The organism is Micromonospora sp. DT68 (assembly GCF_049847245.1).
GTDB lineage: Bacteria > Actinomycetota > Actinomycetes > Mycobacteriales > Micromonosporaceae > Micromonospora > Micromonospora profundi.
The window spans coordinates 271,747-290,137 of the sequence record NZ_JBNCNZ010000002.1 but is presented as its reverse complement, the minus strand read 5'-3'; the positions used below and the strand labels follow the sequence as shown (position 1 = coordinate 290,137).

General features: G+C 72.2%; 18 protein-coding genes. 8 read left to right on the top strand and 10 right to left on the bottom strand.

Translation table 11 applies throughout. The annotated features are described in order from the left end of the window. The first annotated feature begins 52 nt into the window (after positions 1-52). From ACPXB1_RS04585 to ACPXB1_RS04565, 5 genes are all read left to right on the top strand, one after another. Positions 53-877, top strand: a complete 825-nt coding sequence (locus tag ACPXB1_RS04585) for an ATP-binding cassette domain-containing protein (protein WP_355590613.1) — start codon at positions 53-55, stop codon at positions 875-877. Then, positions 874-2,136, top strand: a complete 1,263-nt coding sequence (locus ACPXB1_RS04580; protein ID WP_355590611.1) for a sugar ABC transporter permease — start codon at positions 874-876, stop codon at positions 2,134-2,136. The genes ACPXB1_RS04585 and ACPXB1_RS04580 overlap by 4 nt, the downstream gene beginning before the upstream one ends. Positions 2,137-2,160: 24 nt before the next feature. After that, positions 2,161-3,342, top strand: a complete 1,182-nt coding sequence (locus tag ACPXB1_RS04575; RefSeq protein WP_355590609.1) for an ROK family protein — start codon at positions 2,161-2,163, stop codon at positions 3,340-3,342. A gap of 19 nt (positions 3,343-3,361) precedes the next feature. Further along, positions 3,362-3,670: a DUF1707 SHOCT-like domain-containing protein gene (locus tag ACPXB1_RS04570; protein ID WP_355590607.1), complete on the top strand. Its 309-nt coding sequence runs from the start codon at positions 3,362-3,364 to the stop codon at positions 3,668-3,670. Positions 3,671-3,794: 124 nt separating this feature from the next. Then, positions 3,795-4,535 carry a DUF4142 domain-containing protein gene (locus ACPXB1_RS04565; protein WP_355590605.1) on the top strand — a complete coding sequence of 247 codons (741 nt, stop codon included), beginning with the start codon at positions 3,795-3,797 and terminating at the stop codon, positions 4,533-4,535. A 30-nt stretch (positions 4,536-4,565) separates the two neighbouring features. On the opposite strand, the gene ACPXB1_RS04560 is transcribed toward ACPXB1_RS04565, so the two are convergent. From ACPXB1_RS04560 to tsaB, 4 genes are read right to left on the bottom strand one after another with little or no spacing between them, the layout of a single operon-like run. After that, positions 4,566-4,820 (bottom strand): hypothetical protein, encoded by a 255-nt coding sequence (locus ACPXB1_RS04560; protein WP_053660576.1) that lies wholly within the window; start codon positions 4,818-4,820, stop codon positions 4,566-4,568. Positions 4,821-4,834: 14 nt separating this feature from the next. Continuing rightward, positions 4,835-5,881: a tRNA (adenosine(37)-N6)-threonylcarbamoyltransferase complex transferase subunit TsaD gene (tsaD, locus tag ACPXB1_RS04555; RefSeq protein ID WP_355631505.1), complete on the bottom strand. Its 1,047-nt coding sequence runs from the start codon at positions 5,879-5,881 to the stop codon at positions 4,835-4,837. Continuing rightward, positions 5,874-6,359, bottom strand: coding sequence for a ribosomal protein S18-alanine N-acetyltransferase (gene rimI / locus ACPXB1_RS04550; RefSeq protein ID WP_355590599.1), 486 nt, complete (start codon positions 6,357-6,359; stop codon positions 5,874-5,876). Before rimI ends, tsaD begins: the two co-directional genes overlap by 8 nt. Further along, entirely contained in the window at positions 6,356-7,033 is a 678-nt protein-coding gene (gene tsaB, locus ACPXB1_RS04545; protein ID WP_355590596.1) for a tRNA (adenosine(37)-N6)-threonylcarbamoyltransferase complex dimerization subunit type 1 TsaB, read from the bottom strand. The genes rimI and tsaB overlap by 4 nt, the downstream gene beginning before the upstream one ends. Positions 7,034-7,552: 519 nt before the next feature. On the opposite strand from tsaB, the gene ACPXB1_RS04540 reads away from it, so the two are divergent. After that, positions 7,553-8,257 (top strand): helix-turn-helix domain-containing protein, encoded by a 705-nt coding sequence (locus ACPXB1_RS04540; RefSeq protein ID WP_355590593.1) that lies wholly within the window; start codon positions 7,553-7,555, stop codon positions 8,255-8,257. An 87-nt stretch (positions 8,258-8,344) separates the two neighbouring features. On the opposite strand, the gene ung is transcribed toward ACPXB1_RS04540, so the two are convergent. The 5 genes from ung to ACPXB1_RS04515 all read right to left on the bottom strand — a co-directional run bounded on the left by ung (position 8,345) and on the right by ACPXB1_RS04515 (position 13,430). Next, positions 8,345-9,046, bottom strand: coding sequence for a uracil-DNA glycosylase (gene ung / locus ACPXB1_RS04535; RefSeq protein WP_355590590.1), 702 nt, complete (start codon positions 9,044-9,046; stop codon positions 8,345-8,347). Positions 9,047-9,115: 69 nt separating this feature from the next. After that, positions 9,116-9,598 (bottom strand): tRNA (adenosine(37)-N6)-threonylcarbamoyltransferase complex ATPase subunit type 1 TsaE, encoded by a 483-nt coding sequence (gene tsaE / locus ACPXB1_RS04530; RefSeq protein WP_355590587.1) that lies wholly within the window; start codon positions 9,596-9,598, stop codon positions 9,116-9,118. After that, complete coding sequence (locus tag ACPXB1_RS04525) at positions 9,595-10,695, bottom strand: alpha/beta fold hydrolase (protein ID WP_355590584.1); 1,101 nt, start codon at positions 10,693-10,695, stop codon at positions 9,595-9,597. Before ACPXB1_RS04525 ends, tsaE begins: the two co-directional genes overlap by 4 nt. Before the next feature lie 55 nt (positions 10,696-10,750). Continuing rightward, positions 10,751-11,872 (bottom strand): alanine racemase, encoded by a 1,122-nt coding sequence (alr, locus tag ACPXB1_RS04520; protein WP_425734834.1) that lies wholly within the window; start codon positions 11,870-11,872, stop codon positions 10,751-10,753. Positions 11,873-11,957: 85 nt separating this feature from the next. Then, entirely contained in the window at positions 11,958-13,430 is a 1,473-nt protein-coding gene (locus tag ACPXB1_RS04515) for an NAD(P)H-hydrate dehydratase (RefSeq protein ID WP_425734833.1), read from the bottom strand. A 239-nt stretch (positions 13,431-13,669) separates the two neighbouring features. Here ACPXB1_RS04515 and ACPXB1_RS04510 point away from each other — a divergent pair, with 239 nt between their 5' ends. Both ACPXB1_RS04510 and ACPXB1_RS04505 read left to right on the top strand, forming a co-directional pair. Further along, positions 13,670-13,966, top strand: a complete 297-nt coding sequence (locus ACPXB1_RS04510; RefSeq protein WP_355590575.1) for a hypothetical protein — start codon at positions 13,670-13,672, stop codon at positions 13,964-13,966. Then, positions 13,963-15,555: an alpha/beta hydrolase gene (locus tag ACPXB1_RS04505; protein WP_355631496.1), complete on the top strand. Its 1,593-nt coding sequence runs from the start codon at positions 13,963-13,965 to the stop codon at positions 15,553-15,555. Before ACPXB1_RS04510 ends, ACPXB1_RS04505 begins: the two co-directional genes overlap by 4 nt. Before the next feature lie 3 nt (positions 15,556-15,558). On the opposite strand, the gene glmS is transcribed toward ACPXB1_RS04505, so the two are convergent. After that, positions 15,559-17,472 carry a glutamine--fructose-6-phosphate transaminase (isomerizing) gene (gene glmS / locus ACPXB1_RS04500; RefSeq protein WP_355590569.1) on the bottom strand — a complete coding sequence of 638 codons (1,914 nt, stop codon included), beginning with the start codon at positions 17,470-17,472 and terminating at the stop codon, positions 15,559-15,561. Positions 17,473-18,391 lie beyond the last annotated feature (919 nt).

Sequence of the window (18,391 nt, the reverse complement as noted above, 5' to 3'; positions counted from 1 at the left end):
CGTGCCGGGCGGCGCCCGCCGGCCAGGCCCCGACCCTCCTAAGGAGACCCCCGTGTCCGCGACCCCCCTGCTGGAACTACGCGGGATCGACAAGAGCTTCGGTCCCGTACAGGTGCTCCGCGATGTCGCCTTCACCGTCCACCCAGGCGAAGTGACCGCGCTGGTCGGTGACAACGGCGCCGGCAAGTCGACACTGGTCAAGTGCATCAGCGGCATTCACCCCATCGACGCCGGCGAGGTCCTGTTCAACGGCGAACAGGTGAACATCAGCAACCCGCGCGACGCTGCGGCCCTCGGCATCGAGGTCGTCTACCAGGACCTCGCGCTCTGCGACAACCTCGACATCGTGCAGAACATGTTCCTCGGCCGGGAGAAGCGCCGCGGCATCGTCCTGGACGAGCCGACGATGGAACAGCTCGCCGCTGAGACACTCGCCGGGCTCTCCGTGCGCACCGTCACCTCGCTGCGCCAGCACGTCTCCAGCCTCTCCGGCGGCCAGCGACAGACCGTGGCCATCGCCAAGGCGGTGCTGTGGAACAGCAAGCTTGTCATCCTGGACGAGCCGACCGCGGCGCTCGGCGTCGCGCAGACCGCCCAGGTGCTCGAACTGGTCCGCCGGCTCGCCGACAACGGCCTCGCCGTGGTGCTCATCTCGCACAACATGAACGACGTCTTCGCCGTCTCCGACCGCATCGCCGCGCTGTACCTCGGCCAGATGGTCGCCCAGGTGAAGACCACCGACATCACTCATTCCCAGGTGGTCGAGCTGATCACCGCAGGGCGCTCGGGCGGGCTCGGCCTCGCCACCGACCCGGGTACGGGCGGCAACGGCAACGGCAACCAGCTGGCCGACTCGACCTCAGGAGGCGACCGATGACCACCACCGCCGTGCGGAAGGACGGCCCAGCGGCCGTCACACCGCCGCCGACCGTCGGGAGCCACGCCCGCACCTACCTGAGTCGGGTACGCGGCGGCGACGTCGGCGCGCTGCCCGCGGTGCTGGGCCTGATCGTGCTCTGCACCGTCTTCGCGGTCATGCGGCCGTCGTCGTTCCTGTCGGCCGGTAACTTCGCCAACCTCTTCACCCAGGGCGCGGCGGTCACGCTCATCGCGATGGGCCTGGTCTTCGTGCTGCTGCTCGGCGAGATCGACCTCTCCGCCGGCTTCGCCAGCGGCGTCTGCGCGGCCGTACTCGCCAATGTGGTCACAGTGCTCGGCTACCCCTGGTGGGTCGCCGTGCTCGCCGCTGTCGCCACCGGCGTCGTCATCGGCACCGCCCTCGGCCTGCTCGTCGCGAAGATCGGCATTCCGTCCTTCGTGGTCACCCTCGCCGGCTTCCTCGCCTTCCAGGGCATCGTGCTGATGCTCATGAAGGAAGGCACGAACATCTCCGTACGCGACGACGTGCTTGTCGCCATCGCCAACCGCAACCTCGGCCCCGTCCTGGGCTGGGTGCTCACCATCGTCGCGGTCGCCGGTTACGCGGCCGTGCAACTGCTGAGGCACCGCAACCGGATCGCCCGGGGCCTGATCACCGATCCGCTGGCCGTCGTGGCCGCCCGGATCGTCGGGCTCGCCGTCCTGCTCGGCACGGCGGTCTTCATCCTCAACCTGGAGCGCAGCCGCAACGTGCTGGTCGTCTCCCTCAAGGGCGTGCCGATCGTCGTACCGGTCATCGCGGTACTGCTCATCATCTGGACCTTCGTGCTCCAGCGCACCAGCTACGGCCGCCACATCTACGCTGTGGGCGGCAACCGGGAAGCCGCCCGACGCGCCGGCATCGAGGTGGACCGCATCCGGATCTCGGTATTCGTCATCTGCTCCTCGATGGCTGCCGTCGGCGGCATCGTGGCTGCCAGCCGAGCCAACTCAGTCGACCCCAACACCGGGGGCAGTAACGTACTGCTCTACGCCGTCGGGGCGGCGGTGATCGGCGGCACAAGCCTCTTCGGTGGCAAGGGCCGGGTCTTCGACGCCGTCCTCGGTGGAGCGGTGGTCGCGGTCATCGACAACGGAATGGGCCTCATGGGTTACAGCGCGGGAGTCAAGTACGTGGTCACCGGCGTCGTGCTCATGCTCGCCGCCAGCGTCGACGCCTTCTCCCGCCGCCGGGCAGCCGCCACCGGCACCCGCTGATCACGCGGGGGGAGGTGACACCACATGCGCCCGGCACCAAGCCAGGACGAGGTCCGGCGGCAGAACCTGGGGGCTCTGCTGCGCCACGTACACGTCCACGGGGCGACCACACGGGCTGAACTGACCACCACCCTGAGGCTGAACCGCAGCACCATCGGGGCACTCACCGCCGACCTGACCTCAGTGGGGCTGGTCAGCGAGGGCACACCGAAGGAGACCGGCCGGGCCGGACGTCCGTCACTGGTCGTCCGGCCCGAATCCAACCGGGTGTACGCGTACGCGTACTCCGTCGAGGTTGACCGGCTGCGCGCCGCCCGCGTCGGGCTCGGCGGAGCGGTGCTGGAGCGCCGCGACCTGGACCGACCACGCGGCCTGCTGGCCGCCGAGGCCGCGCCGCTGCTTGCCGGCGCGGTCAAGGAGATGCAGCAGACGGTGCCCGCCGACGCGATCTGCGTCGGCGCCGGCGTGGCCGTCTGCGGCATGGTCCGCCGGGACGACGGCCTGGTCCGGCTCGGTCCCACCACCGGCTGGGTGGACGAGCCGATCGGTGCGGCGCTCGGTGCCGAACTCGGCATCGACGTACCGATCACGGTGGGCAACGTGGCCGACGTGGCGGCGTTCGCCGAACACACCAGGGGCGTCGCGGCCGGCTGCGACAACGTCATCTACCTGTACGGCGACGTCGGCGTCGGCGCCGGCATCATCGCCGGTGGACGCAGGCTCACTGGGCACGGCGGATACGGCGGCGAGGTCGGCCACATGAAGGTGGTCCGCGACGGCCTGCCCTGCGAGTGCGGCGCCCGGGGCTGCTGGGAGACCGAGATCGGCGAGCACGGTCTGCTGCGCGCCGCCGGCCGCTCCGACGCCCGGGGCCGCGACGCGCTGCTGGCCGTCTTCGACGCCGCCGACCGCGGTGACGCACGAGCCCAGACGGCGGTACGTCAGGCCGGCGACTGGCTCGGCTTCGGAGTGGCCAACCTGGTGAACGTCTTCAACCCCGAGATGCTCATCTTCGGCGGCACCATGCGCGACCTCTACCTCGCCGCGGCAGCCCAGATCCGCAGCCGCCTCAACTCCAACGCGCTCGGCGCATGCCTGGAGCACGTCCGGCTGCGCACCCCCCAGCTGGGCGAGGACGCACCCCTGATCGGCGCCGCCGAGTTGGCCTTCGAACGGCTCCTCGCAGACCCCCTCGACGTGGGCTGACGCGCGTACCCTGTCCGGCGTGGATGTCGAGCTGCGCGCCTCCGACGACGACCGCCACCGGGTGGTCGCCGAGCTGCACCGGCACACCACAGCGGGCCGGTTGACGCTCGACGAGTTCTCCGAGCGGGTCGGTGCGGTGTGGACGGCGCGTACCCTCGGTGACCTCGCCGTGCTGACCCGTGACCTGCCAGCTCTGCCTGGCGCCGGCGCCAGCACCCCGGCCGGCACCGAACATCTGGGGCACGGCCGCCGGGAGCTGCTGGTGCTCTTCGCTGTCGCCGCTGTCACCCTGCTGCTGCTCGGTGGTTTCCTCGCCATCACCCGCTGATCCGCGCCCGCGCCGATGAACTGATCGGGCGGAAAGTCCGTACCAGTGGACGGACGGGCAGCCGGCAGGCAACGGCTGCCCGGTCCAGACGCGTTTCGGTCCGGACCGAGGAGGCACCCCAGACATGGCACCGATCAGATCCGCCCGTCGCCAGCCGGGCAACCGGACCCACCGGGCGGCGATGCTACTCATCGCGATCGTCGCGGGGATCGGTGTGCTGCCCGGGGTGGCCGTCGCCGCTCCCGCTGGTGGGCAGCAGCTCAACGCCGCAGACATGACGCTGCTCAACGGGGTGCGGCTGGCCGGGCTGTGGGAGATGCCCGCCGGCCAGATGGCCGCCGAGAAGGGGCAGTCGGCAAAGGTCCGGGAGATCGGTGCGGGCATCGCAAACGAGCACCAGCAGCTCGACCAGCTCGTCGTGGATGCCGCGAACAAACTCGGCGCGACCATCCCCAGCGAGCCGACCGCCGAGCAGAAGGGCTGGCTGGCCGAGATGCAGAAGGCATCCGGCGCCCGGTTCGACCAGATCTTCGTCACCCGGCTCCGGGTGGCCCACGGCAAGATCTTCCCGGTGATCGGCGCGGTGCGGGCCAGCACCCGTGACGCGACGGTCCGCAAGCTCTGCGACGACGCCAACGGCTTTGTCATGCACCACATGCAGATGCTGGAGAGCACCGGCCTGGTCCGCTGGCCGGAACTGCCGCCGGCCGCCCTGCCTGCTCCGGGCTCAGACGGGCTGCTGGCCGCCGCCGCAGCCAACACCGGCCCACAGGTCGGGGTCAGCAGCACTGTCGTCTGGCTGGTCTTCCTCGCCGCGCTGGGCACCGGCGGAATCGCCACCTACCGCATGTTGCGCCGCAACTGACAGTCCACAGTCCGTCGTTGGTGGCCCCGTTCAGCGGTCGACCTGGGTGAAGTCCCAGGAGTGCGGGGCGCGGGCCACCAGCAGGGCAGGCGGGTCGGGCAGTGGGCGCGGGTTGCTGCGCCACTTGGAGATCACCACCACCCGGTGGTCGGTGGAGGAGAAAACCTCGCTGGACACGTGCAGCGGGTCGTGCTCCAACTCGGGCAAGGCCGTGTCGCACACCCACGTGATCAGGTCCGCGACACCGTACGCCTCGGCCCGCGCCTCCCACATCCGCACGATCATCTCCGGTGCCCCCGTCACACGCTTACCGTTGTCAGCGGCAGCGCCGAGTCGGCAGGCAGGTCCAGCCGGCTCGGCGCGACCCCGGCGGCGACCAGGTGCGAACCGAGCGCCGCCACCATCGCCCCGTTGTCGGTGCACAGTTTCGGCCGGGGCACCCGGACCCGGATGCCGTACTTCTCGGCCCGCTGCTCGGCCATCGCCCGCAGCCGGGAGTTCGCCGCCACTCCCCCGCCGATCACCAGCGTGTCGATGCCGTTCGCGCGGCAGGCGGCGAGCGCCTTGCTGGTCAGCACGTCGCACACCGCCTCCTGGAAGGACGCGGCCACGTCGGCCACCGGCACCGGCTCACCGGCGCGCTGCCGAGCCTCGACCCAACGGGCCACTGCGGTCTTCAGCCCGGAGAACGAGAAGTCGTACCGGTGGGCGGCGAGGTCCTTGGCGGCGGTCAGGCCCCGCGGGAAGGCGATCGAGGCGGCGTCACCGGCCCGCGCCTCCCGGTCGATGGGCGGACCGCCCGGGAACGGCAACCCGAGCAGCCGGGCGACCTTGTCGAACGCCTCGCCGGCCGCGTCGTCGATTGTGGCGCCGAGCGGGGTGACGCCACGGGCCAGGTCGTCGACGAGCAGCAGGGACGAGTGCCCGCCGGAGACGAGCAACGCGATGGCGGGTTCCGGCAGCGGCCCGTGTTCCAACGTGTCGACCGCGACGTGCGCGGCGAGGTGGTTCACGCCGTACACCGGCTTCTCGGCGGCCAGCGCGTACCCCTTGGCAGCGGCGACGCCGACGAGCAGGGCACCGGCGAGACCAGGCCCGGAGGTGACCGCGATGGCGTCGATGTCGGCCAGGGTGACACCGGCTTCGGTAAGCGCCCGCTGCATTGTCGGCACGATGGCCTCCAGGTGGGCCCGGCTGGCCACCTCGGGCACCACGCCACCGAAGCGGGCGTGCTCCTCGACGCTTGACGCGAGCGCGTCGGCAAGCAGGGTGTGCCCCCGCACGATGCCGATGCCGGTCTCGTCGCAGGAGGTCTCGATGCCCAGGATCAGCGGTTCGTCAGCCATTGTCGTGTGGTCCGTTCCCGGTCGGCTCGGCGACGCGTTGCATGACCAGCGCGTCGGTGTTGCTCGGTTGGTAGTAGCCGCGCCGCACCCCGATCGGCTCGAAGCCGTACATCGCGTAGAGCCGCTGCGCGGCGACGTTGTCCGCGGCGACCTCCAGCAGGGTGTTGCGTGCGCCGCGCCGGGCCGCCTCGGCGAGCAGGTCCTCCAGCAGGGCACGTCCCACGCCGCGTCGCTGGGCGTCCCGGCGGACTGCGATGTTCTGCACCCACACCTCGTCCGGCGGGGCTCCGGCGAGCCCTGCGTAGCCGAGAACGGTGCCGTCGGCGTCGACCGCGACACGGTAGTAATGCCCGTTGGCCAGTTCGTTCCAGAACATCGCCGGCGACCACTGCTCAGCGCCGAAGAGGTCCGCCTCGATCGGCAGCACCTCGTCGATGTGCCACCAACGGAACGGGTCCAGCCGGACGGTCGTGCTCACGGGAGGACCGGTTTGCGGCCGGTCGCCGCCACCGCGTCCGGGCGGCGCAGGTAGAGCGGGGTGAGCCGTTCACCGGGCGCGCCGGCCCGGATCCGCTCGCCGGCAAGCAGCGCCAGCACTGTGGCATCCGGGTAACGGGGCTCGACCCGTACCGGCATCTCCAGGACCTCGGCGTACCGGTGTGCTCCGTCGCCCACCGCGACAGTCGCTCCCAGTTCCCGGGCGCGGGCGGCGGCCACTGCCGGCGTGGACACCTCCGGACCGACGATTCGCTGGCCCGCGCCGTCGTAGACGGCCCAGTACAGTTCCCGCCGGCGGGCGTCGCTGGCCGCCAGCACCGGCTCGCCGACGGCTGCCGGGTGGCCGATCCCGTCGAGGGAGCAGACGCCGTACGTGGGGATGCCGAGCACCTGACCCATCGTCGCGGCGGTGACCAGCCCGACCCGCAGCCCCGTGAACGGCCCCGGACCGAGCCCGGCGACGATGGCGGTCAGGTCACCCGGACGCGCGTCGACGTCGGCGAGGACCGCGTCGATCTGGGGCGCGAGCAGTTCACCGTGCGCGCGGGCGTCGACCGTGCACCGGTGCGCACGGGACGTCACGCCGGCAGCCGAGACCTCCACCAGCGCTGCGGTCACCGCGGGGGTTGAGCTGTCCACCACGAGTACGAGCACGGTTAGCCAGCCTAGCCGCCCCACCGCCACCACGACCGCCGCCCCGGTCAGCTCCTGCCCACGCCCGCCACCCCCCGCCATCCCGCGACGCCCCCGCCCAGCCACGCCCGCAACCTCGTCGCGCCCTCACCTCACGACGCCCCACCTCGCCACGCCCGCAACCTCGCCAGGCCCGCCGCCCCGCCACGCCCACCACGCCCGCCACGCCCGCAACCTCGGCACCCCGCCGCATTGCCGTCGCTCCGGTTCTACCGGGCTGGCGTCACCTTGCAGCCGCATCGGCCCCACTCGCCGCGGCCACCACCTGCGGCCCGCCCACCTGACGGCGACGGGCGGCGTCCCTCGATGAGCGTGATGTCTGTGAGTCATCAAAATGACTCACAGACATCACGTTCATTGGACAGGGCACCGCCCACCAGCAGGTCATCGATCCGGCGCTGACCTCGGCCGGCGCAACGCCGAGTCGTGAATACGCCGCACCGGTGGAACAAGCCGCCCGGCTTGTTCCACCATGCCGGGATGTCACCCACTCGCCTTGTCTCCCTCCTCGGCGCCGCAGTGCGGCAACAACGAAACCTGCGCGAGTTGAGCCAGCGACAGTTGGCAGCGCTGGCCGGGGTCACCCAGGGGGCGGTGGCGCATATCGAACGCGGCGAGCGCACGCCGAGCATCCCCGTGCTGGAGCGGCTGCTCGCGGCCATGGGCCTCCAGCTGACCGTCGGGGTCGAACCCCTCGACGCGCACCTCGACGCCCGGATCGACGACCTGGCCGCCCGACCGATCGCCGAGCGGATCGATGAACTGGGTCTGGGTCGGTTGCTCGACCGGCTCCCCGATCTCCCGCAGGTGATCACCGGAAGCACTGCAGCACTGTTGCAGGGCGCGCCGGTGCCGGTCGACGCGCTGGAGATCGCCCTGCGCTGGCAGGACTCGAAACAGTTCACAGGCTGGTTGGAGGCGAACTACGGCCAGCGGTGGAACGCCCGCTGGGGTGAGTTCGGCGGGGTGTGGCTGGATCCTGAAGAACCGGGCGAGCACCGTTGGTCGACCCGCTACGGCGAGATCCGGGCCACGATGTGCGACGAGCTGCCGGCAACGATCGAGGTACGCCACGACGGGCGGGGTTACCAGGTGGTGCCGCTGGTCGAGCTGGAGTTGACCGAACCGAGGGCCGCCGAGCTGCTGCGCCGCTATCGGGCCCGACAGCTGGCCAGCGGGGGTTGACCCCACCGGCCAGCAGCTGCGGCGCGGTAAGCAGACGCCAGGCGCGGTCAGCAGACGGCAGGCCCGGTCAGCAGACGGCAGGCCCGGTCAACCGGCGGTGCGCTCCCAGTCGATGGTGGGTAGGCCAGCGTCGGCGAGGGCCTTGTTGGCAGCGCTGAACGGGCGGCTGCCCAGGAAGCCACGGGGGTTCATCGGGCTGGGGTGACCGGCCTCCAGCACGACGTGCTGCGGGTTGGTGACCAGTGCCGCCTTTTTGCGGGCGTAGCCGCCCCAGAGCAGGAAGACCACCCGGTCCGTCGAGGCGTCAAGTGCGCGGATGGTGGCGTCGGTGAACTCTTCCCAGCCGGCGTTGGCGTGCGAGCCCGGCGTGGCCTGGCGCACGGTAAGCACCGCGTTGAGCAGCAGCACGCCCTGCGAGGCCCAGCCGGCGAGGTTGCCGCCACTCGGCTTGGGCACGCCGACGTCCTCGGCCAACTCCTTGAAGACGTTGCGCAGTGACGGCGGCACCGCAACCCCGTCCCGGACGCTGAAGCTCAGCCCGTGCGCCTGCCCGGCCCGGTGGTAAGGGTCCTGCCCGAGGATCAGCACGCGGGTGCTCTGCGGCGGGCAGAGCCGGTATGCCGAGAACAGGTCCTCCAGAGGTGGGAAGACCGTGTGCGTCGCGTACTCCCGGGTGACGAACTCGGCCAGCGCGGTGGTGCGGGCCGGATCCAGGTGGGGGGTGAGCACGGAAAGCCACGGCTCCGGCAACAGGGCCAACAGATCCAGGGCGGGAGCGTCGTCGGGCATCAGGAACCTCTTCCAGCGCGGGTCGGTCCTCCGCACTCTAGGCACCGCGTACGACAGCGGCCCGTCGGCCTAACCCAGGTCGGCGATCCTCCGTGCCCAGTCGCCGCCCACCGGGTCCAGCTCGATGATCCGGGTGTCGTCGTCGCGGCGGTCGATGCGGACCCGCAGGTGCGCGTCGACCAACTGTTCCACAAGGCCCTCGCCCCACTCCACAACGGTGACCGACTCGTCCACCGAGGCGTCCAGGTCCAGGTCGTCGATCTCGGCGCGGGGGTCGCTGGCGTCGCCCAGGCGGTACGCGTCGGCGTGCACCAACGACACCTGGCCACCCCGTGCCTGGTCGGGCCGGTGCACCCGGGCGATAACGAACGTCGGCGAGGTGATGTCGCCCAGCACGCCGAGCCCGGCGCCGATGCCCTGGGTGAGTGCCGTCTTTCCGGCGCCCAGCGGCCCGGTCAACAGCACCAGGTCACCGGCGCGCAGCAGGCCGGCCAGCCTGCGGCCGAACTCGCGGGTGTCCTCGACGGTAGGCAGTTTGACGACGTGACTCACCGGTCCTCCACGCTCTCCAGTGACTCGAGAAACCGCTCCAGAGCGGCGTTTACCTCGTCGGCGTGCTCCAGCATCACCACGTGCCCGCTGTCTTTGATCTTGACGAACTCGGCATGCGGCAAACGCCGGACGATCTCCTCCGAGTGGGTCACCGGAGTGATCATGTCCTTGTCGCCGACGACCACAAGCACCGGGACGTTCGCCAATGCGGCAAGCGCCGGGAACCGCGAGTGCGTGGCGATGGTGCGCAGGTAGCGGGTCACCGTGTCGGCCGACGTCCGGGAGTTCATCATCTCCACGTAGGACACCAGCGCAGGGCTGGGCTTACGCGTGCCGAAGCCGTACTTGCGGGTGAGCAGCCAGGCCACGTTCGACGTGGACTTGCGGGCCTTGTCGATCACCTGGCCGCCGTACCGGGTGGCGTTGCTTGCCATGTACAGCACCGGGCCGCCGACCCTGCCGAGCAGCGCCGGCGCGACCAGCTTGGTCTCCGCGATCAGACCGCCCGAGGTGGCCATCAGCACGGTGCCCACCACCCGGTCACCGAACATCTCGGGGAACAACTCGGCGAACGCCATGATGGTCATGCCGCCCATCGAGTGGCCGACAAGCACCAGCGGCCCGTCCGGGGCGGTCCGGTCGATCACCTGGCGCAGCGTCCGGCCCAGCACCGCCAGGTCGTACTCCCCGGTCTCCAACCGGCCGGACCGGCCGTGACCCGGCTGGTCGTACGCGACGATCCGGTAGTCGCCACGGGCGGCGAGCATCTGGCGTTGGAAGTGGAATGTGCCCATGTCCAGGCAGAAGCCGTGCACAAGCACCACAGTGGGATGCCCGGGCGCCGGGCGGGTCGGCTCGACCACCTCGACGTGGATGTCGGTGCCGTCCGGTAGCTCCAGTCGGAACGCCTCGTCGCACGGCAACTCGTCGAACGTCTCGTGCGCGTACCGGTCAGTGGGGTCGGCTTTGAGCCGGCGCACCAGGGTGCGTTCGGTAGCGACGCCGACGGCCAGACCGGCCGCGGCGACACCCACCGCGCCCAGCAGGCCGGCGACCCGACCGGCCGCCGTCCGCGGACGAGGAATGCGATAGCTCACGGCGTCACCGTTGCCCGCGACCGCCGGGCCCGCAAACCCGGCTCACTCCTCGCGCTCACGGCGCCCGCTCGCCGTCGTAGACACGCGGCACCCGCGTGCTGCCGAACCGCGTGACGATCTCGTAGTTGATCGTGCCGGCCGCCTCGGCCCAGTCGTCGGCGGTCGGTGCGCCGTCCCTGCCGTCGCCGAACAACGTCGCGACGTCGCCGTCGACCACCGGGTCGTCACCACAGTCGATCACGAACTGGTCCATGCAGACCCGCCCGGCGATGGTCCGGCGTGCCCCGGCAAGCTGCACCGGCCCGGTGTTGGACGCGTGCCGGGGCACCCCGTCGGCGTACCCGAGAGGCACCAGGGCCAGATTCGCGTCCGCCTCCGTGGTGTACGTGTGCCCGTAGGAGACGCCGGTGCCGGCGGGCACCCGCTTGGTGAGCATCACCCGGGCGCGGGCGGTCATCGCCGGCCGCAGCCCGTACGTCTCGCCGGCCACCGGAGACAGACCGTAGACGGCCAGCCCGGGGCGGACCAGGTCGAAGTGGGTGTCGGGACGGGTCAGAGTGGCCGCCGAGTTGGCCAGGTGCCGCCAGCGCGGTCGCAGGCCGGCCTGCTCGACCATGGCCAGGCCCTCGTGGAAGACGGCCAACTGGCGGTCGGTGGTGGGGTGGCCGGGCATGTCCGCGTACACGAAGTGGCTCCACACACCGACCACCTCGACCAGGCCGTCGGTCTGCGCCTTCGCGGCGGCGTCCAGCATCTCCGGCCAGTCGGCGACTGTGGCGCCACCTCGGGAGAGCCCAGTGTCGATCTTCAGGTGCAGCCTGGCCGGACGCTCGGCGCGGCGGCTCGCCTCGATCATCTCGTCCAGTTGCGGCAGGCTGGCCGCGCTCAGGTCCACCCCTGCGCTTACCCCCTCGTGCAGGGGCAACCCGGGTGCGAGCAACCAGGCCAGCACCGGTGCGGTGATCCCGGCCCGGCGCAGCGTGAGCGCCTCGTCGAGGGTGCACACGCCGAGCCAGTCGGCGCCAGCGTCCAGGGCGGCGCGGGCGGCCGGGAGCATGCCGTGGCCGTACCCGTCGCCCTTGACGACCGCCATCACCTCGGCGGTCGTGCCGGAGCGGAGCCGGCTCACGTTCTCACGGATCGCGTCAAGGTCGACACGTACCTCGGCCTGCCACATGCACCCAGCCTACTTTCCGCGCTGATCACCGCGGGCGGCGACGCACGGCCCGACCGTCAACCCGACAGTCAACCCGAAACGGTCACTACCTGCCCAACTGGGCGATGACCGGGCGCAGCCCGGTCACCACGTCGGGCGCGGTCACCGGGCCACTCCGGGCCGCCTCCCGACCGGCCAGCCCGTGCAGGTACGCGGCTGCGGCAGCGGACCGGTCCGCCGGCACTCCGGCCGCCAGGAACGAGCCGAGCAGTCCGGCCAGCACATCACCAGTGCCACCGGTGGCCAACGCCGGGCTGCCGGTCGGGTTGACGTACGCCCGGCCGTCCGGCGTGCCGATCACCGTACGGTCCCCCTTGAGCAGGACCACCGCGTTCATCCAGGCGGCCAGCCGCAGTGCGGCACCGACCCGGTCGGCGCCGGGCTCCTCCCCACAGAGCCGGGTGAACTCCCGGTCGTGCGGGGTGACCACGATCGGCGCGTCCCGGCCGCGCAGCCGGTCGGCGAGGGAGCCGTCCACAAGCAGGGTAAGCGCGTCGGCGTCGAGCACCACAGGCACCGGGGCGGCCAGGACTGCCCGCAGCTCGGCTGCCGCGTCCTCGCCGGTGCCCAGTCCGGAGCCGCACACCCAGGCCTGCACCCGGCCGGCGTCGGCGACCCGGCCGGTGGCGATCACCGAGGGGTGCTGGTGCAGCACCTCGCCCCGGGCGCCCCCGGCGTAGCGGACCAGGCCGGTCGGTCCCGCGAGGGCGCCGCCGACGGAGAGCACCGCCGCACCCGGGTACGTCGCCGAGCCGGTCGCCACCCCGACCACACCCCGGGTGTACTTCTCCGACGCCGCGCCCAGCTCCGGCCACCACCGCACGACGTCGGACCACTCGGTGACCTGCAGCGCGGGGGTGCCCCGCAGCCATGGCCGCAGCCCGATGTCGACAAGTTCCACCTGCCCGGCCAGCGCGGCTGCCGGCCCGACCACCAGGGCGGGCTTCAGCGCACCGAACGTCACAGTCACGTCGGCGCGTACCGCTGTAGGCCGATCGGACACGGCCGGCGGGACGTGCCCGGTGTCCACGGCCACCCCGCTCGGCACGTCCACGGCCAGCACTGTGGCCCGCCCTCCGTCACGGCCGCGCAGCTCGTCGAGGCGCTTGACCATCCCGGCGGCGTTCGCCCGCAACCCGCCCGTACCACCGATGCCGACGATGCCGTCGAGGACAAGGTCGACAGGGCCGCTCGGGCCCTGGACCAGCCGACCGCCGGCGGCCCGCAGCGCGGCCAGGCCCGCGGCGTGCGCCCGTCCGGGGGCGATCAGCAGGGCGGACACCTCGACGCCCCGGCGGGCCAGCCGCTCCCCGGCGTAGAGCGCGTCACCACCGTTGTCGCCGGAGCCGACAAGCAGCAGCACCCAACCGCCGTACACCCCGCCCCGCTCGGCGAGCAGCAGCGCGGCCCGGCGGGCAAGCCCGGCGGCGGCGCGCTGCATAAGCGTGCCGCTCGGCAGCGTGCCCATCAGCCCCGCCTCGGCCGCCCGCACGTCGGCCACCCGCCACACCGGTCTCATGTCACCGTGCTCCATCCGTTCACGAATGGGCCGGCGCGGCCCACAGGGCCGATGCCGACGATCACCACTTCACCCTACCGGCGGCGGGGGCCGCAGATTAGCCGTCGGGCACGCGGTGGGCAACGCCTGTGGACACCCAGGGGGTACGCCGACAGCCCGCTGTCCACAGGGCACCCCGCCTCCCTCCGACCGGGCCTAGCGTCAGCGCGTCGATGCCGATCGTCCACGGGGGTGGGGTCATGACCGAGGAGCCGTTCGCCGTCCAGCCGCAGGAGTTGCGCGTCGTGGCCGGTGCGCTCGACGACGAGGCGTACCGGCTGGCGTTGGGTCTGGCCCGGGTGCCCGGCCTGCTGGTGCCGGCGGACGGTTGGCGGGCCGCCACGGCGTTGGCCGGGCTGGAGGCGGCCGGGCACTCCTGGTTCTGCCGGCTGGGCGCCCAGGTGGCGGCGGCCTCGGGTGGGGTGCGGGCGTCAGCTGAGGCGTACGAGACTGTGGACGACCGGGCCGCCGGCCGGTTCACCGGCCTGCCCCGGTGACCGGCGTCGGCTACCGGCAGCTCTGGGCCGCCGACCCGGGCAGGTGGCGGGCCGCCGGGGCGGCCTGGGCCGGGTTGACAGTGCCGGTGCAGCAGCGCGTCGACGGCCTGGGAGCGACCGCCGGGCGGTTGCGCAGCGGGTGGTCGGGTGCGGCGGCCACCGCTGCCGGTGCCCGCCTCGGCGGTCTCCGCGAGGAGTTGGCATCGGTCGCCCCCGCGCTGATCGAGGCCGATCAGGTGCTGGCCGAGCTGGCCGGGCGGCTGACGGTGGCGAAGGCCCGGCTGGCCGAGGCGGTCAGACTGGCCGACGCAGCGGGTCTGGTGGTGGATCGGACGGGCGCGGTGCGGGCCGATCCGTCCCGGGTGGCGCCGACCGAGCGGGCCGGCGTCGCGGCGGCCGGGGCCACGGCAGCGCTGCGGGACGCCCTCGACCGGGCCGGCGCGGCGGACCGGCTGGCCGCCGACCGACTGGACGAGCTGGCCCGGGCCGCCGGTTCCGGTTGGGTGTCCCCACCGCCGCCCGGCCGGCCCGCTCCCGGGGCCTCGCCGGCCCTGGTGCGCGCCTGGTGGTCCGGGTTGACCCCGGCCCAGCGACGGTGGCTGGTGGTGCGCGAGCCGGCCCTGGTCGGCCGCCTGGACGGGGTGCCGGTGGCCGCCCGGGACCAGGCCAACCGGCTGCTGCTCGGGTCCCGACGTGCGGAGTTGCTCGCCGAGCGTCGGCGGCTGTTGGCGCGGGTGCCCCCGGGGCCTGTCGCGTCGGTGCGGCTGCGGGCGGTGGCGGCCCGCCTGGCCGGCCTGGACGCGCTTGTCGAGCGCCTGACGGCGTCCGGGGAGCCGCGGGCGTACCTGCTGGGGCTGGATCCCGCAGGCGAGGGCCGGGTGGTGGTGGCGCTCGGCGACCCGGACCAAGCCGACCGGGTGTTTACGTACGTGCCGGGGACGGGCTCCGGTCTGGACGACGCCCCCGGCGAGCTGGGTCGGGCGGCGCGGGTGCTCGACCGGTGCGCCGCGCTCGCCCCGGGTGAGCGCAGCGCGGCGGTGCTCTGGCTGGACTACGACGCGCCGGATTTCCTCCACGAGGCGGCGTCGGCCGGTCAGGCCCGAGATGCGGGCCCGGCGCTGCACCGCTTCCAGGAGGGGCTGCGCGCCAGCCACGAGGGACCGCCAGCCCGGCAGACCGTGCTCGGGCACAGCTACGGGTCGCTCGTGGTGGGTGTGGCCGCCCGGGAGCACGGGTTGGCCGCCGACGCGCTGATGTTCGTCGGCTCACCCGGGGTCGGTGCGGCACACGCCGGCGAGTTGGGCGTACCGCCGGGTCAGGTCTGGGCCAGCCAGGCCCCCGACGACGTGATCCGCCTGGCCCAGCCGGTGGACGAGTTCGGCCGGCGGGCCCTGCTCGGCGCGGCACCACTCGCCGCCGTGCTGGGCTGGCCCGACCGCACCGGCCACGAGCTGTGGTTCGGTCACGACCCTGCCGATCCAGGGTTCGGCGGTCGGGTCTTCCGCAGCGGGCGAGGCGGGCACTCCGGTTACTGGGACCCGGGCAACCCCGCACTGGACGGGATGGCCCGGGTCGTGCTGGGCCGCTGAGGGCTACTCGACGGTGACCGACTTGGCCAGGTTGCGGGGCTGGTCCACGTCGTGCCCCCGGGCGGCGGCGATCTCGGCGGCGAGCACCTGCAACGGGACCGTGGTGACCAGAGGTGCCAGCAGGGTCGGCGTACGCGGCACGTAGATCAGATGGTCGGCGTACCGGACGACAGCCTCGTCGCCCTCCTCGGCGATCACGATGGTGCGTGCGCCGCGCGCCCGTACCTCCTGGATGTTGGAGACGACCTTGTCGTGCAGCATTCCCCGGCCGACCGGCGACGGCACCACGCAGATCACCGGGGTGCCCTTGTCGATAAGGGCGATCGGGCCGTGCTTCAGCTCGCCGGCCGCGAAGCCCTCGGCGTGCATGTACGCAAGTTCCTTGAGCTTGAGTGCGCCCTCCAGGGCGACCGGGTAGCCGACGTGCCGGCCGATGAACAGGATGGTGGGCTCGGCCTTCAGCTCTCGGGCCAGCTCGCGGACGGGCTCGATCCGGTCCAGCAGCTCACGCAGCTTGCTCGGCATCTCCTGCAACTGGGCGACGACCGCGCCTACCTCGTCGGCGAACTTGATGCCGCGTACCTGGGCCAGGTGCAGCCCGATCAGATAGCAGGCGACGAGCTGGGTGAGGAACGCCTTTGTGGAGGCGACGGCGATCTCCGGCCCGCCGTGGGTGTAGAGGACGGCGTCGGACTCGCGCGGGATCGTCGAGCCGTTGGTGTTGCAGATGGCCAGCACCCGGGCCTTCTGCTCCTTTGCGTGCCGCAGCGCCATCAGGGTGTCCATCGTCTCGCCGGACTGCGAGATCACCACGATCAGCGTGGACCGGTCGAGCACCGGGTCGCGGTAGCGGAACTCGCTGGCAAGCTCCACCTCGCACGGGATCCTTGTCCAGTGCTCGATGGCGTACTTGGCGACCATGCCGGAGTGGTACGCCGTGCCGCAGGCCACGATGAAGATCTTGTCGACGTCCCGCAGATCCTGGTCGCTGAGGCGGACCTCGTCCAGGGCGATCTCACCGGTCTCGGTGAGCCGGCCGAGCAGGGTGTCGGCGATGGCCTGCGGCTGCTCCTCGATCTCCTTGAGCATGAACCAGTCGTAGCCGCCCTTCTCGGCCGCCGACGAGTCCCAGTCGATGTGGAAGTCCTTACCGCTTGCGGGCTGGCCGTCGAAGTCGGTGATCTCGATGCTGTCGCCGGTGATCAGGACGATCTGGTCCTGGCCCAGCTCCACGGCGTCCCGCGTGTGCTCGATGAACGCGGCCACGTCGCTGGCCAGGTAGTTTTCTCCGTCGCCCCGGCCGACCACCAGCGGCGAGTTGCGCCGGGCGCCGACGACCGCGCCGGGCACCGCGGCGTCGACCGCCAGCAGTGTGAACGCGCCCTCCAGCCGCTGGCAGACCACCCGCATGCCGGCGGCGAGCAGTTGCGGGCTGTCCGGCTGACCGGCGGCCCGCAGGTCGGCCAGCGCCGCAGAGAGCAGATGCGCGGCGCACTCGGTGTCGGTGTCGCTGGTGAACTGGACGCCGTCGTCCTCCAACTCCGCGCGGAGCTTGGCGAAGTTCTCGATGATGCCGTTGTGGATGACCGCGACCCGGCCGTCGGGGGCGGTGTGCGGGTGGGCGTTGCGGTCCGTGGGACCGCCGTGGGTGGCCCAGCGGGTGTGCCCGATGCCTGTGGTGCCGTCACCAATGCCCAACGGGCTGGCCGCGCAGGAGGTCGGGTCGTCGGCGGCCCGCTCGGAGAGCACCTTCTCCAGGTTGGCGAGCTTGCCGGCCTTCTTCTCGGCCAGCAGTTGACCGTCACAAACGATCGCGACGCCCGCCGAGTCGTAGCCGCGGTATTCCAACCGCCGCAGCCCATCGAGCACGATGCCCAGTGCGGGGCGCGCGCCCGCGTATCCCACGATTCCACACATGGCCCGCAGCCTAACCCAGTTTCGCTCACCTTGGGTGCTCGAAAGTCGGCCTATCAATCACGGAATCTGAGCGATCGGCGGGTAGAGCGTCCAGACCAGGACAACCCGAGCCACTCGAATACAAGAGCCAGCCAGCCCGCAAGCCATACCCGTTCCCACTCACCTCACCCACCCGGTCCACCCCGACCCGAATCGACCAGCCCCGGTCCAGCCCGACCCAACCAGCCATGCCATCCCAGCCCGATCCAGCCATGCCGCCCCAGTCCAGCCCATGCCGCCCCGGTCCAGCCCCAGCCCCAGCCCCAGCCCCAGCCCCAGCCCCAGCCCCAGCCCCAGCCCCAGCCCCAGCCCCAGCCCCAGCGATCATGCAGTTCGTGTCGCCGTTACGCGTGGAACGACCGCTATGCCACGGCAGCAAGTGCAAGATCCGCAGGAAGAAGGCCGAGAACCGCCGCCCCACGAGCCCACACCGTCGATCATGGAGTTGTGGTGCCCGGAGAGTGCTGCGATGTCGCTTTCGTCTACCACCACAACTCCATGATCGACGGGGCGGGATCGGAGCGGAGCTAGGCGGACAGGAACCGGGGCGGTGCGGAGCTAGGCGGCCCGGGACAGGGTCGGGTGCAGAGCTAGGCGGACAGGGCCGAGCTGGGCGGCCGGGGACGAGGGCTGGTCGGGCCCGGGACAAGGGCCAGCCGCGCCCGATGAGAGCTGAGCGGGCCCGGGAACAAGGGCTGGTCGGGCCAGGGCTGGGGCTGAGCTGCGGCTGCGGCTGCGGCTGCGGCTGCGGCTGCGGCTGCGCCGGGGCCGGGGCCGGGGCCAGGGCTGAGCCGGGGCCAGGGCTGGTGAGGACTGGGGCTGGGCGGGGCGAGGGCTGGGCGGGGTTTGTTGGGAAGGCTGCGCCTGAATCTCTCTTGTA

Excerpts from the sequence above, each read along its gene's own strand:
- ACPXB1_RS04510 (WP_355590575.1), top strand. The coding sequence starts at position 13,670 with ATGACCGAGGAGCCGTTCGCCGTCCAGCCGCAGGAGTTGCGCGTCGTG.
- ACPXB1_RS04565 (WP_355590605.1), top strand. The coding sequence starts at position 3,795 with ATGGCACCGATCAGATCCGCCCGTCGCCAGCCGGGCAACCGGACCCAC.
- ung (WP_355590590.1), bottom strand. The coding sequence starts at position 9,046 with ATGCCCGACGACGCTCCCGCCCTGGATCTGTTGGCCCTGTTGCCGGAG.
- ACPXB1_RS04540 (WP_355590593.1), top strand. The coding sequence starts at position 7,553 with ATGTCACCCACTCGCCTTGTCTCCCTCCTCGGCGCCGCAGTGCGGCAA.
- alr (WP_425734834.1), bottom strand. The coding sequence starts at position 11,872 with ATGTGGCAGGCCGAGGTACGTGTCGACCTTGACGCGATCCGTGAGAAC.
- ACPXB1_RS04515 (WP_425734833.1), bottom strand. The coding sequence starts at position 13,430 with ATGAGACCGGTGTGGCGGGTGGCCGACGTGCGGGCGGCCGAGGCGGGG.
- tsaD (WP_355631505.1), bottom strand. The coding sequence starts at position 5,881 with ATGGCTGACGAACCGCTGATCCTGGGCATCGAGACCTCCTGCGACGAG.
- ACPXB1_RS04580 (WP_355590611.1), top strand. The coding sequence starts at position 874 with ATGACCACCACCGCCGTGCGGAAGGACGGCCCAGCGGCCGTCACACCG.
- ACPXB1_RS04575 (WP_355590609.1), top strand. The coding sequence starts at position 2,161 with ATGCGCCCGGCACCAAGCCAGGACGAGGTCCGGCGGCAGAACCTGGGG.
- ACPXB1_RS04560 (WP_053660576.1), bottom strand. The coding sequence starts at position 4,820 with ATGATCGTGCGGATGTGGGAGGCGCGGGCCGAGGCGTACGGTGTCGCG.
- glmS (WP_355590569.1), bottom strand. The coding sequence starts at position 17,472 with ATGTGTGGAATCGTGGGATACGCGGGCGCGCGCCCCGCACTGGGCATC.